The organism is Pasteurella pantherarum (assembly GCF_049670885.1).
Classification (GTDB): domain Bacteria; phylum Pseudomonadota; class Gammaproteobacteria; order Enterobacterales; family Pasteurellaceae; genus Pasteurella.
On record NZ_CP187173.1, the window covers coordinates 36,327 to 53,078 of the forward strand.

General features: G+C 43.1%; 12 protein-coding genes. 4 read left to right on the plus strand and 8 right to left on the minus strand.

The window, feature by feature from the left end:
• Nucleotides 1–56: 56 nt before the first annotated feature.
• The 8 genes from ACPEEM_RS00190 to glyQ form a co-directional block, all read right to left on the minus strand.
• On the minus strand, nt 57–6,332 hold the full coding sequence (locus ACPEEM_RS00190; RefSeq protein WP_424407253.1) for an Ig-like domain-containing protein: 6,276 nt from the start codon (nt 6,330–6,332) through the stop codon (nt 57–59).
• 308 nt (nt 6,333–6,640) lie between these two features.
• Entirely contained in the window at nt 6,641–7,486 is an 846-nt protein-coding gene (gene modD, locus ACPEEM_RS00195) for a ModD protein (protein WP_424405349.1), read from the minus strand.
• Nucleotides 7,487–7,689: 203 nt separating this feature from the next.
• The gene (gene glyS, locus ACPEEM_RS00200; RefSeq protein ID WP_424407255.1) at nt 7,690–9,759 is read right to left on the minus strand and encodes a glycine--tRNA ligase subunit beta; all 2,070 of its coding nucleotides are present in this window, start codon (nt 9,757–9,759) and stop codon (nt 7,690–7,692) included.
• A gap of 21 nt (nt 9,760–9,780) precedes the next feature.
• Nucleotides 9,781–10,365, minus strand: coding sequence for a hypothetical protein (locus tag ACPEEM_RS00205; RefSeq protein ID WP_424407257.1), 585 nt, complete (start codon nt 10,363–10,365; stop codon nt 9,781–9,783).
• Nucleotides 10,366–10,465: 100 nt separating this feature from the next.
• Nucleotides 10,466–10,738 (minus strand): hypothetical protein, encoded by a 273-nt coding sequence (locus tag ACPEEM_RS00210; RefSeq protein ID WP_424407259.1) that lies wholly within the window; start codon nt 10,736–10,738, stop codon nt 10,466–10,468.
• A gap of 344 nt (nt 10,739–11,082) precedes the next feature.
• Nucleotides 11,083–11,706, minus strand: a complete 624-nt coding sequence (locus ACPEEM_RS00215; RefSeq protein ID WP_424402367.1) for a glutathione S-transferase N-terminal domain-containing protein — start codon at nt 11,704–11,706, stop codon at nt 11,083–11,085.
• Between the two features lie 17 nt (nt 11,707–11,723).
• Nucleotides 11,724–11,987, minus strand: coding sequence for a hypothetical protein (locus ACPEEM_RS00220; RefSeq protein WP_424402368.1), 264 nt, complete (start codon nt 11,985–11,987; stop codon nt 11,724–11,726).
• A 30-nt stretch (nt 11,988–12,017) separates the two neighbouring features.
• Entirely contained in the window at nt 12,018–12,920 is a 903-nt protein-coding gene (glyQ, locus tag ACPEEM_RS00225; protein WP_424402369.1) for a glycine--tRNA ligase subunit alpha, read from the minus strand.
• A gap of 294 nt (nt 12,921–13,214) precedes the next feature.
• On the opposite strand from glyQ, the gene ACPEEM_RS00230 reads away from it, so the two are divergent.
• From ACPEEM_RS00230 to menC, 4 genes are all read left to right on the plus strand, one after another.
• On the plus strand, nt 13,215–14,456 hold the full coding sequence (locus tag ACPEEM_RS00230; protein WP_424407261.1) for a DUF2254 domain-containing protein: 1,242 nt from the start codon (nt 13,215–13,217) through the stop codon (nt 14,454–14,456).
• A 112-nt stretch (nt 14,457–14,568) separates the two neighbouring features.
• A complete protein-coding gene (menB, locus tag ACPEEM_RS00235; protein WP_424402371.1) occupies nt 14,569–15,426 on the plus strand; it encodes a 1,4-dihydroxy-2-naphthoyl-CoA synthase in 858 nt (285 codons plus the stop codon).
• Between the two features lie 83 nt (nt 15,427–15,509).
• Complete coding sequence (locus ACPEEM_RS00240; RefSeq protein ID WP_424402372.1) at nt 15,510–15,671, plus strand: hypothetical protein; 162 nt, start codon at nt 15,510–15,512, stop codon at nt 15,669–15,671.
• A gap of 6 nt (nt 15,672–15,677) precedes the next feature.
• Nucleotides 15,678–16,685 carry an o-succinylbenzoate synthase gene (menC, locus tag ACPEEM_RS00245; RefSeq protein WP_424407263.1) on the plus strand — a complete coding sequence of 336 codons (1,008 nt, stop codon included), beginning with the start codon at nt 15,678–15,680 and terminating at the stop codon, nt 16,683–16,685.
• Nucleotides 16,686–16,752 lie beyond the last annotated feature (67 nt).

The following is a 16,752-nucleotide window of genomic DNA, read 5'->3' on the forward strand; positions in this document are numbered from 1 at the left end:
AAAATCTGCACGGCAGATTTACCGTGCAGATTGTGGGCTTGTGATGAAAAACAGATTTAAACAATATTAAAGCTCTGTTCATCAATTTGTAAGGTGAGGTTTTTACTTAGGGTCGCAAAATGGATTGCATCGGTAATGCCATGACCATCGCTATCATAAGAGAGCTCACCGCTTTCCGCATCATATTTGATATAGTCTGCGAGGTTATCCATGCCTTTGCTTAATGCCGTGAAGACATTTCTGGATAATTCAATGATATCTTCGCCAACGTTAAAGTCTGTAATGGTATCAATGTTGCCATTCAGTTGAGTATTAAAGACGAAAGTATCTTGACCAGCACCCCCTGTTAAGGTGTCTTCCCCTAAGCCACCCACTAAACGGTCATTGCCTGCCGCACCGTCTAGATGGTTACCAATATTGTTGGCGGTGAGGGTATTATCGCCCTCGTTACCTGTTGCATTTTTCGCTGTGATGCCAATTAAGGTCAGGTTTTCCACATTCACTGGCAAGGTGTAATCCACATGGCTGAGAATGCTATCATTGCCTTGGTTTTCAAGTTCAATCACTTTGTCTGCTGTGGAATCAACCACATAGGTATCATCGCCTAATTCACCTTGTAATTGGTCATTGCCTGCCCCACCATCTAGATAGTCATTGCCTTTGCCACCTTTAATTACATCATTGCCTGCCCCACCGTAAATATTATTATCGGCATGGTTACCTGTCAGAATATCATCATGATCAGAACCAATGAGGTTTTCAATTTGTGTGCCATAACCAATGAAACCTTGATCTTCTGTATAATTGAGCAATTCTCTGGCATCCCAACGACCATTAAATTTACCGTGAATTTGTGTGTCGTCTGGTAAATCAAAATAGGCTTGCTTACTGTGCTGAGATTTATCTTTCACAATTAAGTATTTGCTTAATTCTGTACCACGATAAATCCACGAACCTGGGGTTAAGTTGACGTTCACGCCTTTTAGTTCGTTAGAGGCATCAAAGGTATCAATACCTGCACCGTCCCAAATATATAACCCGCCATCTGTTGTGGTGGCGTTATAGTCTTTGAAGCCGTAGGTGTCATTGCCTGCACGTTTTGTTTTATTGACACCAAAGCGATAGTGTAAAAAGGCGAGGTCATAAACACGCAGATTGCGGTAGTCAATAAAACTGTTGTAGTTATAAGACATAGCAGCAAATTCGGTGCTGGCTTCTGTTTCATAACCTGCAATAGGTTTGCCGCCTCTTTCCGTGTGGGTCATTTGTAAGGTATGGCTAATTTCATGGATCGCAGTATAGATCATGAAGTTATCACTAAACCATCTGCTATTCCACACTAAATCCCCGCCATTCCACGCAAAGGCAGAGGCACCTTTCATCCCATCTTTTAAGACCGCACGGTAAAAACGTGTGCCTTCGAACATTCTGAGTGGTTCGCTACTTTCTTCAAAACGTAGATTGACGTGTTCAGCAATATTTTTATACACATCACGAATAAACTCACGGTAACGTTCTGGGTATTCTAAATAAGAATTGGTGTCGATCTGTCCTGTTGCCTGTGGACGGTATGTATCCGTTTTGGCATCTTCTGGCGACATAAAGGAATATTTAATGACCAAAGGTTCATCTAGTCCACCAATAGGGGCTTTGGCATGGTAACCTGCACCACGTCCACCAGCATCAATGCCGTTAATGAAGTAGGCAAAATTATAATCCTCTTTTGTGTGATCGGTTTTACGCTGATTTTTTTCAATAAACTGGTGTTGGCTGACAAACTCGCCACGGGTTTCATGCGGTAAGGCATAGTATTCCATGTCGCTCACACGCAAGGTTTTCCCTGCGGCATCTTGTGTGATTAAGGTCGCAGTAATGGCTTTGTTCGCATTTTGTGCCAAATGGCTAGGGGAAACTGCTAAACTGAAGGTTTTATCCTCTAAAACGACAGTTTGATAATGATGTTCACCAATCGTCACATCAATGCTATCACCCACTTTCGCAATCCCTGACACCGTCCCTTTCACGATGAGGGTATCGGCATGCGGTTTATGAATTTGATAGCTATTGTCTGCGGTTTTTTCAATGGCATCACTGGTTAAGGTCAGCGTTTTCACCGTTGGCGTGACATTTGTATGTGTATTTAATTGGTAGCTACCATCTTTCCTTTGTGTCAAAGAATAAGCGAAGTTATCAGGTTTGTTGGTAGCAAGATCTTTAAAGTCAATGCTGATGGCTTTGCCATGTAGTGCATGTAATTCGTCATTTGGAATATCAATAAAGAAACTTTTCGCTTTACCATTAAAGCCCACACTATAGGTTTTTTCGCCAATTTTCACATTAACATTACGTAATAATTCGGTGTTTTTCCCTGTGCCGTAAATGCCATCAAATTCAACGACCCCACTAATACGGGTCGTGGTCGCTGGATTAACGACAAAGTTATCTGCCACCTGATTAATGTCAATTTTAGCGATAGCATCCGCAGCAATATCATACACACGGTTGGTTTGTGCCGTGGCATTGTGATTGCCCTCAACTTGGGCTTTCAAGGTGTAGCCTGTGTTAGCACTAAAATCCGCAAGCTCCACGGTTGCCGTAAAGTTAAGATCTGCATCAACTTGGGCAGGAATCGCTTTACCGTTTAATTGTAATGTTACCGTGCTCTGAGCACTGGCTTCTGTCCCTGAAATCTTGCCTGAAATCTGTAAGGCTTGTTTGGCTTCCGTGACATTAATGAAATCATCAGGGGTGATCGGATTTAAGTGAATATGAATATCCCCTTGAGACAGCGAGTAAGGCTGTTGTGTGTTGACACTGCCTAGGTTTCCCGCATCGTCTAAGGTTTCATAATGGGCTTCAATACTTAATGGAAGCGATTGACGTAATGCTGCCGCACTCACACTCAGGCTAAAGCTGCCATCAGGTTGAATGGTGGCAAGGTGTGTTTGACCATTAATGGATAAGGTGACTTGCTCACCTGTTCTAAATTCACCTTTCATTTGCCCCTTGATGACCACATCTTCCTGACTTGTTTGATCAATGCTGTTGTTTTCGCCGATCTGTAAATGAATTTCAGGCTGAGGTGCGACGGTATCCACCTGATAAGTGCCAAGCGTACTCTCACTTTCTCCTGCATTGTCTGCAATATCTTTGCCAAAAACTTTGGCATGAATATTTTGTGTCCCTTGTGCAAGAGTTAGGGCATCAATTGCCATTGGCAATGACCACGTTTTGCTCGCCATATCCACCGTAGCGGGGTAAACCTTGTCATTGATTGTAACCTCCACCCGTACACTATCGGCTTTGATATCATTTTCATCAAAGACGACGCGACCAGATAAGGTCGTCATGTTGCCACGATCCGCCATATTGAAGGTGTTGCCTTGATTGATCGGGTCAATGCTAACAGAGAATTGCGGTGGCGTATCATCATAGCGATATTTAGCTGGCAAGGAAGAGGTGCCATCTTGCGAGGTGATCAACAAACGCTCGCCAGTTGGGGTTAACAATGCCACATGCAGTTTAATTTCACTGCTTTTTTCGAGCACCTCTTGAGGTACATCTAGGCTAAAGGTTTTATCCCATCTTTGTTTAGGTATGCGAACGGGAGCAATCCAATCGCCAATTTGCATTTTGACATTGGTAACACGATGACCAGGTAAGGTTTCTAGCATGCGACCGCTCACCGTGATGGTGTTTTGTTTGGCTTCTTCAATATTAATAATGCCATCGCCAGTGACTGGATCGATCACAAATGCCACATTGTCTTTTTCATTTTCAATGGTGAATTGACGTAGCGTTTCATCGGCACTTGAGGTATTGCCTGCAGGATCGGTTGCGGTGTAATTGGCTCTGATCACCGCACTGCCCGGCCCTAAGGCTTTGAGTTCTGCCCCGATAAAATTAACACTAAATTGTCCATCCGAGACTTTGGTGGTGAGGTCGATCCATTGGGTGCCAGTACAGGTTAAACAACCGCAAGAGATACGGATTTCTTGCCCCTCAAAGGCATTATCCACACGACCTGTTACGGTAATATTGCCTTCCGCCTCGTTCGGACTGAGCACATCATCCCCTGCAATGGTGTTAATGGTAATCACGGGTTTATCAATGTCTAAATCCACTTGGTAAGCGTGTTGGCTTGTGTGGCTTGCTTGGTTACCCACTTGATCTTCTACACTGATCGTGGCACTAAATTGTTGATCGCCAGATTGGGTGGCGAGCAAATTCGCAGGCACCGTTACTGACCAGGTTTTGCTGCTTTCATCTACCGTAGCGACTTTGGTTTCTTCCCCGAAGGTTAATAAGATGTTTACCGATCCCGCTTTAACCGTCTCTGCGACATCGAAATGTCCCGTTAAGGTCACTTCTGTGCTGGCTTCTTGTTGATTAATCACATTATCCGTAGTGACGTGATCAAAACGAATGGTTGGTGCGGCTAAGGTGGTGTTGACATGATATTCGTGATCTTGATTTGCCGTCGCCTGATTTTTCGCTTCATCATGGGTGGTTAAAGTGGCATGAATGCTTTGGTGATTCACTAAGGCAATGGTATTGACCGCCACATTGAAGCCTAGCTCTCCTTCTGTTTCGGTTAATATGCCCGTAAATTCTGCTTCCCCCACACGTAACACAATGCGATCACCAGCTTTGGCGTTGGCATTGGCTAAGGTATTTTTCACGTAACCAGATACGTTAATGGTTTGAGCTTGTGCTTCAATGGCATTGATCACATTATCTTGCGTAATAGGGTTGATCTCGATAATGGATGGATCAAGTTGGGTGTCTACATGATAAGTGCGGTCTGTTTCTGAAATATTTTGATTGCCCGCATTATCGGTGAGTTCCACCTGTACTTTGACACGTTGTTGACCTTCTGCATGAGATAACAAGCTGCCTTCTACATTGGCTTGCCAACCTGTTTCCGTTAAGCTAGCTGGGATTTTTTGCTCACCAATGACGACAAACACCTTGACGTTTTCTTTATTCACATCCGCTGGCAGAGTGAGATCGCCTGATAAGGTTTGGTTTGTGGTGCTTGCAGTGAAGTTCACCACATCGTTATCCGCAATCGGATGAATGGTGATGTCTGCCGTTGGCAATGTTGCATCGTAGTGATACGCACGCTGTGCATCTGCACGCCCTAAAGCATCACCCGCATTCACTTGTGCTTGCACATCTACTTGAGTGCCTTGTGCAAAGGCAGTGCCTTCAATTTGCACGCTGAATTGCTGATGATTGTCAGAAAGCTGGGCAGGGTAGCTCACGCCATTGATGATCACATTGACTTGCCCTGATTCAATTGGGCGATCTGCCTTCAGTGTGCCAGAAATGGTTAAGGTTTGCGTGGCGTGCTGTGCATTGATCACATCATTATTAGCAATCGTATCAATACTGACTTGCAGCTGTGTTGGTGTCACCACTGGTTTTTCTGGCTCAGGCTGAGGCTGTTCTGGCTCAGGCTGAGGCTGTTCTGGCTCAGGTTGAGGTTGTTCTGGCTCAGGTTGAGGCTGTTCTGGCTCAGGTTGAGGCTGTTCTGGCTCAGGCTGAGGTTGTTCTGGCTGAGGCTGTTCTGGCTCAGGCTGAGGTTGTTCTGGCTCAGGCTGAGGTTGTTCTGGCTGAGGCTGTTCTGGCTCAGGCTGAGGTTGTTCTGGCTCAGGTTGAGGTTGTTCTGGCTCAGGTTGAGGCTGTTCTGGCTCAGGCTGAGGTTGTTCTGGCTCAGGCTGAGGCTGTTCTGGCTCAGGCTGAGGTTGTTCTGGCTCAGGTTGAGGCTGCTCTGGTTCAGGCTGAGGTTGTTCTGGCTCAGGTTGAGGCTGTTCTGGCTCAGGTTGAGGTTGCTCTGGCTGAGTTGGTTTAACGGGAATCACCTCGACCACTTGTTCTGCTAAAGGGGCATTTTCTTTGCGTACGGCAAGCACAGGGGCATTGTCCGCTTTGTCAGCATAAGTGGGTTTCACCACAACACCTACGCTAGAATTAGCCGATGTCGTAATTTCTGAGGCTAACACCGTGTGAACCGTATCGCTTGAGATCTCAATCGGTTCGGCAATCGCAAATTCGTTTTCGAGTTGCTTAATATAACTTCTGTGCTGATGTGGGTACAACGTGCGGTATTCTTTCAGAATCACACTCGGTGTTTTCATTTGCCCAACATACATCAATAAATCTTTATTTTTAAATGCGGTTTGAGCAGGGACAACGACGTTGCCAAACGCATCTAACACTTCATATTGAGTGTTTGGATCAGCATTTAAAATGAGAGGGTTTTTAGACGTAAAGGTTAACGTTTTAGTTTGCTCATTTTGAGTCATACGCAAAAAGTAATTTGCCATAAAAGTCCTACAACAGATTGAGATGGTACAAGGTTAAGAGAGGCGCAACTATACTGGAAAACATTCGAAAAGAAAAGGGTAAAAAATAAACAAAATGTGTTTTTTATTTGTCAGTGCATAAAATTAACCCGATTGAGGTATTTTTAAGCGATTTTGACCGAAGAATGAGCAGAGATACCGAGGTAAAATCACCATGGTAAATAAGGTTGAACGGTTCAGCTAAAAAGGAAAGTGCGGTGCTTTTTGAAAAAGTTTGATGAGATAACTGTGTTTAAAAATGACCGCACTTTTCATGGTGATGAATGGGGTTATTGTGGTTGAATTACCACCTTAATGTCTTCATATGGAGCGTAATAAGGGGCGGAAGTCACAAAAAGTGAAATGCCGAGTTTGGCGTAATCCGCCACATTGTGTTTATTCACGCCACCCGCGACGGATAATATTGTCGGGCTTTGGCTTTGTTTTAATAATCTCAATGCTTCTTCCACTTGAGCGGGAGAAAACTTATCTAATTGAATAATATCGGGTTCTGCTCGTAATATTTGCTCAAACTGGTCTAAATTATCTGCTTCTAAGGTGATTTTATGTTCGGGGGCTTCACGTCTTAAGGTATGCACGATCTGTTGCCAATTATCTGGCATGGCTAATAAATTACGATGATTGGTAAACACCAATAAGGTTTCACTTAAGCCTTGACGATGAATATGCCCTCCTGCGGCTAACACGGCATTGGTCGCCAGTTTACGGGTATTGGGAATACTTTTACGGGTACAAGCCACCACCGCATTGGGGTTAATTGCTTTGGCATTGGCGATCATCTCTGCTGTATATTGGGCGACCCCACAAGACCATTCCAAAACAAGTTGCACGACTTTCCACGCCTGATGCAAGGCATCTGCATGCCCTCTTGCACTTAATAACAGAGTATCTGCGGCGACCTGTTTGCCCTCTTTTACATAAACTTGTGGCTGCAGATCCAATTTTTTGAGCAATTGCTCTGCCACATGAATGCCTGCCACAATCCCCGCGTTTTTCCGTCTAAATTGAATTTGTGCAGGGATTTTTTCGAGTCCTAACGCATGCGTGGTGAGATCGCCACGATAAATATCTTCTAATAAAAACGCATCAAGTTCTTGTTGTGAGAAATAAATCATACACTGTTCCTTCTGAGTTAAATGTGCTGTGCTTGCTGTCAACAACAGGATCAAGCAACAAGATAATCCACCTCTTTCGGTCGGTAGGGCATCACGGGTGTGATGATGGAAATGTGCTTCGTCAGTTTAACTTGTCAGCCAATAACTTACCAAGTAAAAATGGCACCTCTATTGAGATGCCATTTGTATAAAGAAAAGTGGGTTTATTGCAATAAGGAAATATCCGCCACTTGTAAGAATAAATTACGCAAGGTGTTTAAAATGGCTAAGCGATTTTGGCGTAAGCCTTGATCTTCGGCATTCACCATAACGTTATCAAAGAAATGATCCACAGGCTCACGTAATGCAGCTAAACGATCAAGGGCAACTTGGTATTCCCCTTTCTCAAATAAAGGAGCAAGTTCCGCTTGTAATGTCATCACCTGTTCAGCCAAGATTTTTTCAGGGGCTTCCACACACAATGCAGGATCAATCTTCGCAGGCAATGTGCCTTCCACTTTGGCAAGAATATTGCTCACACGCTTGTTCGCTGCCGCCAAGGCTTCTGCGGCTTCTAAAGTGCGGAAGTGCGACACCGCACGCACGCGAGCATCGAAATCAGACGGTTTGGTCGGACGACGAGCCAAGACCGCTTGGATCACGTCCACCGCAATGCCTTCGTCTTGATACCACGCACGGAAACGACCAAGCATGAAGTCGACAACTTCTTCCACTACGTTTGTATTTGTGAGTCTGTCGCCGAAAAGTGCGGCTGATTTTTTCACAATTTCTTCAAGATCAAGTGGTAAGTTTTTCTCAACAATAATACGTAACACACCTAATGCCGCACGACGTAAAGCAAATGGGTCTGCGCTACCTTTTGGTTGTTGACCGATACCGAAAATCCCTGTGAGCGTGTCGAATTTATCCGCTAACGCCACTGAACTTGCCACTAAGGATTTCGGCAATTCATCGCCCGCAAAACGTGGCATATATTGTTCGTTTAACGCCACCGCCACTTCTTCATCTTCACCGTCGTGGCGTGCATAGTGCATACCCATTACGCCTTGCGTATCAGTAAATTCAAACACCATATTGGTCATTAAGTCACATTTTGATAATAAGCCTGCACGTTTGGCTTTGGCTTCATCTGCACCAATTTGTTTCGCAATTTCGCCAGCTAATTGCTCAATGCGTGCGGTTTTATCACGCAAGGTGCCAAGTTGTTGTTGGAATAACACGGTTTCTAAACGTGGCAACTGATCTTCCAAACGTTGTTTTAAGTCGGTTTTGAAGAAAAATTCCGCATCGGTCAAACGTGGACGAACCACCTTTTCGTTCCCTTCAATGATCTTGCTTGGATCTTCTGGATTGATGTTCGACACAAAAATAAAGTGCGGTAATAATTTTCCATCTTTGTCATAAATTGGGAAATATTTTTGGTCGCCTTTCATTGTGTGCACTAATGCTTCCGCAGGTACTGCAAGGAAACGTTCTTCAAATTTCGCAGCCAATACATTTGGATATTCCACAAGTGAAGTCACTTCATCAAGTAAGTCTTCTTCAATATCCGCCACGCCACCAAGTGCGGTGGCTTTTTCTTGTGATTTCGCCAAAATTAATGCTTTACGCTCATTGAAATCAGCCACTACTGAGCCTTTTTCTTTTAATAGTGCAGGGTATTGATCCGCATGTGAAATTTGGAATTCACGCTCACCAAGAAAACGGTGACCACGAATAGTGCGACCGCTTTCCACGCCTAAAATTTCGCCTTCGATTAATTCATCACCAAGTAACATCGTTACCGTATGAACAGGACGAATAAATTGAACCGTTTTGTCCGCCCAACGCATTGGTTTTGGAATAGGTAATTTCGCCAAGGCATTTGCCACAATATCTTTCAGCAAGTTTTTGGTTGGCTGCCCTTCGATCGTTGCACGATGAACTAACCATTCGCCTTTATCCGTCGCAATGCGTTCTGCTTGCTCAACGCTGATCCCACAACCCCGTGCCCAACCTTCTGCAGCCTTAGTTGGCTTGCCTTCCGCATCAAACGCCGCAGACACCGCAGGACCTCGCTTTTCAATTTGTTTGCTTGGTTGGCTAGTGGCTAAGCCCAACATTTTCACCGCCAAACGACGAGGTGCTGCAAACCATTCTACTTTGTCAAAGGTTAAACCCGCTTGGTTCAGCTCCAATTCCATATTCTCTGCAAATGCAGTCGCTAATTTCTTGAGCGCCTTCGGTGGCAGCTCTTCAGTGCCGATCTCGGCGAGGAAGTTTTTTGTTGTCATTTGATCTCTCTATAAAAATATCTATTTTTTTGGGAAAATTTGTTGAAAATATTCTGTCCAAATTTCTGGGTTTAAAGGTCTAAGACAAAAGCCTTGTGCCACATTATTTGAAATAAAAAGGGCTATATCCGAGTTTTCATTTTTCTCAACTAGCTTAATTTGAATAATCAATTTATCAGAAACACCTAGTAAAGTTTTATTTTGAAGACTATTAAATAAATTATTGTCTAACTGTTTCATTTCAGGATCTGTTTCAATAAGCATTTTATTAATAGAATTATGATCTTTCTTAAGGTTAGTAATAATGTCTGTTGTAACTATGATTTGCTCCTGATCCAATTTCCAACTACCTTCAGCAATATAGCTATAATGTAACGTTCCCATAATATCAGATTTAGATATATCTGCAGGAAATCTTAACATTGAGAATGATTGTACCTTTCCATTTTTATAGAAACGGTAGTCTGTCATTACTTTAGTGTTATGATCTTTATTTTCTATTTGACAATGCCAATCACCATAAAGCGCTTTTTTATCGTATTTAATGTTGTTAGCTTGCAATAGTGGGCTTAAAAATGTAAGCACATAAAGTATTATTTTTTTCATATTACTCTCTTGATGGTGCTCATTTCCTAACGAGTGCCTTTTCATTATCACCCGTCAAAGACGGGTGATACCATAGGGGTTGTAATTGTTTTCTCTAGAATTAATTTTTTGAAAAATATAAGGTACATCCGCAAGTACGACAAGTATGAACCATAATACCGTGAAACAAAAATGAGTTAGGGCGTTCTCTCATTATATAAATAGAATTACCTCCACAATTACAGCAAGTAACTTTCCCGTCCTTAACTAAATCTGGATAACGCTTTCGATATGCTTCAAAATCTTTCCCTTCTATGTTGTTTAATTTAGAAATTATCCGATATGCACCATATGTTATGGCTCCTAAAACCACTAATTGAATTAAATCAGACATGCCATGTTCCTTTTATGCAATTAAAAAAATCTAGCTAGGGGTTTATCCTGTCATTTTGGTATTATAGTTTACCAACTCTTGATGGCACCTCTTGATGGCGCTCGTTTCCTAACGAGTGCCTTTTTTCATTATCGCCCGTCAAAGACGGGTGCTATCATAGGGGTGCTATCATAGGAGCTAAATCGGAATCCTAACTGCTGATTCCGATTTAACCTTTGCCATCATTTTCGTTCTGTATCTATTTGATGAGAACGTAATTTCTGCGACGGTGTTCATAGACCTTTTGGATAAGGTTGCGTTATGAGCCTATCGTTATGAGCCTATCATAGCGTTTTTAAAGCGAATTACTTCGTCTGCGTTTCTCCCAATTCTGGGTATTTCGCATTCATTTTTTTCGCCCAATCCACCAAACACGGTGCGATTTCTTGAAGGTTGATGTCCAGTTTTTCACCACGCATAATGAACCAATCAATCACGCAAACCGCAGAAATGGTGCCTAAATTTAATTCCTCACCAAATTGGGCAAGATAATGCTCTAATGCTTTGAAACTACGAATATTGCGATCGATCAGTTGTTGTTGGCGAGTTGTCCACCATTCATTTTCAGGACGAAGTAAGCGTTCGGAAATGACAGGTAAGGTGTTTTCCATAATGCCGTCGGTTAAGGCGTGCAGTTGTAACTGTTTCCAACGTGCATCACTTTGTGACAGAAGACGAGGTTTATGCGAACTTTTTGTGCCAAGATCATCAAGATATTCCGCAATCACTTGGCTATTGTAGAGCCAGTCACCGCTGTCTTGTTGCAATGCAGGCACACGACCAAGCGGATTATCTTGGTTGTGTGGTGAATTTGGGTCAAAGGCGGCTTGAACGGTTTGTAGTTCAATTTGGTTATCTAAATGATGATATTTAATTACCACCATGACTTTGCGGACGAACGGACTAGTGGTTGAGTGCCAAAGTTTCATTTTTTGCTCCTTAATATTTAGTCAAAAATACCTTTGAGTTGTTCGCTATCCAAAATCACTCGATCATCTTCCAATAACAACACAGGAATGCCGATATAACCATTTACTTTTGCTTGTTCAAAAGCGGGATGGCGATCACGCAATTTCAGAAAGCGTTTGAAATTTGCCATGGATGACATAATTTCCACCCCTTCATATCCCACATTTAAGCGTTTAAGTTCTGCCACAAATGGGGTGGTATCAGGGCAGAGATTAGCAAAGAATAAAATTGGTTTGTTCATCGTGAAAATCCCTAAAAAATCGACCGCACTTTATTTACAACCAGGAAACCCTAATGCTTCACGGCTGGCGTAATAGGCTTCGGCGACGCCTTTGGTTAAGGCACGGATGCGTAAAATGTAGCGTTGGCGTTCAGTCACGGAAATCGCTTTGCGTGCGTCGAGCAAGTTGAAGCTGTGTGCGGCTTTCAAAATACGTTCGTAAGCTGGCAACGGCAGTGGTTTTTCCAATGCTAAGAGTTCGCTGGCTTCTTTTTCGTATTGGTCGAAACAGTAGAATAAGAAATCAGTGTTGGCGTATTCAAAGTTATAGGTGGATTGCTCCACTTCGTTTTGGTGGAATACATCGCCGTAAGTGGTTTTGCCTAATGGACCGTCTGACCACACGAGATCGTACACGCTGTCCACGCCTTGAATGTACATCGCCAAGCGTTCTAAACCGTAAGTGATTTCACCTGTAACGGGTTTACATTCTAAACCACCCACTTGTTGGAAATAGGTAAATTGGGTCACTTCCATTCCGTTTAACCACACTTCCCAGCCTAAGCCCCACGCCCCTAGTGTTGGGTTTTCCCAGTTGTCTTCCACGAAACGAATGTCGTTTTGCGTTGGGTCGAAACCGAGCATTTTTAAGCTGTCTAAATAGAGTTCTTGAATGTTATCTGGCGACGGTTTGATCACCACTTGGAATTGGTAATAATGTTGCAAACGGTTTGGGTTTTCGCCGTAGCGACCGTCCGTCGGGCGGCGTGAAGGTTGTACATAAGCGGCAGCCATGGGTTCAGGGCCTAGGGCTTTTAAACAGGTCATTGGGTGTGAAGTACCCGCTCCCACTTCCATATCAAAGGGCTGCACAATCACACAGCCTTGGTTTGCCCAATATTCTTGCAATGCAAGGATCATGCCTTGGAAAGTTTTTACATTGAATGTTGTCATAATCACGTCTTAATCAATTTGAGTTAAAAATAGATAGAAAAATACGTTTCATTATAGGGGAAACTGAGGTGGGGATAAAGAATAATCTCTGTCATGGGCGATTTTTCATGAGCATAGTCACCTCATGAAAATGACAGCATAAAAAACGTGGGCGAGGCAGTATACATTGGGCAAAAAGTGCGGTGCTTTTTAAGACAGTTTTTTATTTTTGAATGCGATATTTTGTACTTACTTTTTGTGATTTTTGCGTTAAGCTTGAACAGAATTTGTTTATTTTTTAAAGGAGTAGTTTTTATGATGTATCAATGGATATTGGCATTAAAAAAGCCGAGTAATCAATTGTGGGTGACGGCAACAAGCTGGGCAGTAGTAACAGCCATTTTTGTGTTTTCATTACGTTTGGGGGCAAGAACAATTGAAGTGGGGACACTACCCAACATTCAACAAGATACGCTAGAAAGTTTATTGAATGTGATTGCATCAAGTATGTTGGCGGTGAGCACGTTTTCTTTATCGATTATGGTGTCTGCTTTTGCTTCCGCCTCAAGTGGTGCCACGCCAAGAGCCACAGATTTAGTGATGGGGGACAGCACCACACGCACCGCCATTACCAGTTTTATTTGTGCTTTTATTTACGCCATTATCGCGAAAACGGCATTAGGTATGGCGTTTTATGAGCAAAATGGGCGTTTTATTTTATTTATCAGTACCATTGCAGTGTTGTTGTATTTAATTATTACCTTAATTCGTTGGGTTTACACCTTATCGCAATTGGGGCGTTTGGGAAACACGCTCGAAAAAATTGAGCAAGTCACCGACAAAGCTTTGCAACAATATCGGGCGTATCCGCAAATGAAAGCCGTGTCGGATCATTTATTAACGGATCAGGCGAAAAATATTACAGCGAAAAAGAGTGGGTATTTAACGCATATTGATATGCAAACCTTGCAAAATAAAATGGAAAATATGGACGGCTATATGCATATTTATGTCCGCCCAGGTGAGTTAATTTCGCCCGATACGGCGATTTGTGCGGTGGAAAGCCAAGCAGAACTTGATGAAGAAGTGATTCGTCAATGTTTTGTGTTATCGAAAGTGCGAACTTATGAGCAAGATCCTAACTGGGGATTCATTGTGTTAAGTGAGGCTGCTCAACGCGCGTTATCGCCAGCTGTTAATGATCCAGGTACGGCAATTAATATTATGGCGATGATGATGGGCTTATTTGTGAAAGAAACGCCAGCAAAAGAGACAGAAGAAACGGGGTATGATCGTTTGTCTATTGCACATTTAGCCTGTGGTGAGTGGATTCGTGATGCTTTTGCCCCTATTTCACGAGATGGAGCAGGGATTTTGGAAGTGAATTTAGTGATGCAAAAAGTGTTGGCGAGCATTTGGCGTAATGCCCCAGAAAAAGACGTGTCTGAAGCGGCTTTATTGATGGCAAGCCAAGCCCTTGAACGTGCAAGCCAGAGTTTAAGTTTGCAAGTGGATATAGATAGGTTGAGGGAAAAACATCAGCGATTATTTCAATAAAGGCGTGGAATGCGGTGAAGTCAGTGTCTGTTTGAAGAATTTATAACGAATTATAGAAACTTCCGCTATAATGACCGCAGTTTTCTTATAACTCAAATTGAAGGAATTTACGATGCAAAATCCAAAAGATGATGTACTTTATGCACCGATTGAATGGCAAGATCATAGCGAAGGTTATACCGATATTCTTTACCATAAATCCAGCGATGGTATTGCGAAAATTACCATTAACCGCCCTGAAGTGCGAAATGCATTTCGTCCTCAAACGGTAAAAGAAATGATCCAAGCTTTTTCTGATGCCCGTTTTGATGAAAAAATTGGCGTGATTGTGCTCACGGGGCAAGGTGAAAAAGCCTTTTGTTCTGGTGGGGATCAAAAAGTGCGTGGTGATTACGGTGGTTATAAAGATGATAGCGGCGTACATCATTTAAATGTGTTGGATTTTCAGCGTGATATTCGCACCTGTCCAAAACCTGTGGTAGCGATGGTGGCTGGGTATGCGATTGGTGGTGGTCATGTGTTACATATGATCTGTGATTTAACCATTGCTGCAGAAAATGCCATTTTTGGTCAAACAGGACCGAAAGTAGGATCGTTCGATGGGGGATGGGGTGCAAGCTATATGGCACGCATTGTGGGACAGAAAAAAGCCCGTGAAATTTGGTTTTTATGTCGTCAATATGATGCGAAAGAAGCCTTGGAGATGGGCTTGGTCAACACCGTGGTGCCTTATGCCGAGTTAGAAAAAGAAACGGTGCGTTGGTGTCGTGAAATGCTACGTAACAGCCCAATTGCCTTACGCTGTTTGAAAGCGGCATTAAATGCCGACTGTGATGGTCAAGCTGGTTTACAAGAATTAGCCGGTAATGCCACCATGTTATTCTACATGACAGAAGAAGGGCAAGAAGGTCGTAATGCCTTCAATGAAAAACGGGCACCTGATTTCAGTAAATTCAAACGTAACCCATAAGGTTACTCATCATGCGGAAGTGCGGTGAAAATTTTTGATATTTTGACCGCACTTTTGTCCCATCATAAAAGAAGGAAGAAGTCATGTTTTCTTGGAAAAAAATCGCCTTAGGTTGTTCAGCATTGGTATTGGCGAGCGTCATTTTGTTTGTAGCAGGTATGTTTTTATTGACACTTGATCCAAAAGACAGCTGCTTAGATTATGGTGGTCGTTATGATGAACAGACCCAAACCTGTGAAAAATAATCATACATGAGAAAATTTCAGTTATATCAATATGCTATCCCTGTGGATAGCCAAGTGATCTTACGTAATCGTTTTTTAAAAAAACGTGAAGGCTTGTTGGTTAACGTGTGTTGTGATGACGCAGAAGGCTGGGGCGAAATTGCCCCTTTGCCTGAATTTAGCCAAGAAGATCTGGAACAAGCCAAACAGCAAGCCTTGTCGTGGTTAAAGACATGGTGTGAAGCAGGCAGTGGATCGCCCAAATTACCCCTTGATCATCTGTATCCTTCCGTGGCTTTTGGCTTAAGCTGTGCGTTGGCGGAAATGAAAGGCTTGCTGAATGAGGCAGGCAATTATCAAGTGGCACCCCTTTGTTATGGGGATCCTGATGAGCTTTATGCCTCATTAGATCAAATGCCAGGCGAAAAAGTCGCCAAAATTAAAGTGGGTATGTATGAAGCCAATCGTGATGGGCTGATTGCCGATATGTTGCTCGAAGCCATTCCTGATTTGGCATTACGTCTGGATGCTAACCGCAGCTGGACGCCCGCCAAAGCACAGATGTTTGCTAAATATGTGAAGCCTGAACATCGCCAACGTATTCAATTTTTAGAAGAACCTTGTAAAACGCCCGCAGAAAGTCTTCAATTTGCCGAAGAAACGGGCATTGCCATTGCATGGGATGAAACCGTGAGGGAAGCGGAATTTCAACAAAATCCACCGCACTTTTTTCATCCGATGGTGAAAGCCATTGTGATTAAGCCCACGTTAGTTGGCTCATTACAACGTTGTGTGGCACTTATTGAACAAGCACAGGCACGAGGTGTCAAAGCGGTGATCAGCTCTTCCATTGAAAGTAGCCTTGGATTAACCCAATTGGCACGAATTGCTCAGCAATATACGCCAGATAGCGTACCAGGGTTAGATACTCTAGATTTAATGGATTATCAACTGCTTCGTCCATGGCAAGGTTCGTCATTACCTTTAGTGGGGTTAGCGTCTGAATGGATACAGTTAATTGCGGCGACAGACTGATAAGACCACCAAAATGCTGTTATTTCAGAAAAAATCGTTATAATCCCTGAGCTTAAATTAGGAATCT

Bases quoted from the DNA above. Each gene is read 5' to 3' on its own strand.
- ACPEEM_RS00190 (WP_424407253.1), bottom strand. From the start codon at position 6,332: ATGGCAAATTACTTTTTGCGTATGACTCAAAATGAGCAAACTAAAACG.
- modD (WP_424405349.1), bottom strand. From the start codon at position 7,486: ATGATTTATTTCTCACAACAAGAACTTGATGCGTTTTTATTAGAAGAT.
- glyS (WP_424407255.1), bottom strand. From the start codon at position 9,759: ATGACAACAAAAAACTTCCTCGCCGAGATCGGCACTGAAGAGCTGCCA.
- ACPEEM_RS00205 (WP_424407257.1), bottom strand. From the start codon at position 10,365: ATGAAAAAAATAATACTTTATGTGCTTACATTTTTAAGCCCACTATTG.
- ACPEEM_RS00210 (WP_424407259.1), bottom strand. From the start codon at position 10,738: ATGTCTGATTTAATTCAATTAGTGGTTTTAGGAGCCATAACATATGGT.
- ACPEEM_RS00215 (WP_424402367.1), bottom strand. From the start codon at position 11,706: ATGAAACTTTGGCACTCAACCACTAGTCCGTTCGTCCGCAAAGTCATG.
- ACPEEM_RS00220 (WP_424402368.1), bottom strand. From the start codon at position 11,987: ATGAACAAACCAATTTTATTCTTTGCTAATCTCTGCCCTGATACCACC.
- glyQ (WP_424402369.1), bottom strand. From the start codon at position 12,920: ATGACAACATTCAATGTAAAAACTTTCCAAGGCATGATCCTTGCATTG.
- ACPEEM_RS00230 (WP_424407261.1), top strand. From the start codon at position 13,215: ATGATGTATCAATGGATATTGGCATTAAAAAAGCCGAGTAATCAATTG.
- menB (WP_424402371.1), top strand. From the start codon at position 14,569: ATGCAAAATCCAAAAGATGATGTACTTTATGCACCGATTGAATGGCAA.
- ACPEEM_RS00240 (WP_424402372.1), top strand. From the start codon at position 15,510: ATGTTTTCTTGGAAAAAAATCGCCTTAGGTTGTTCAGCATTGGTATTG.
- menC (WP_424407263.1), top strand. From the start codon at position 15,678: ATGAGAAAATTTCAGTTATATCAATATGCTATCCCTGTGGATAGCCAA.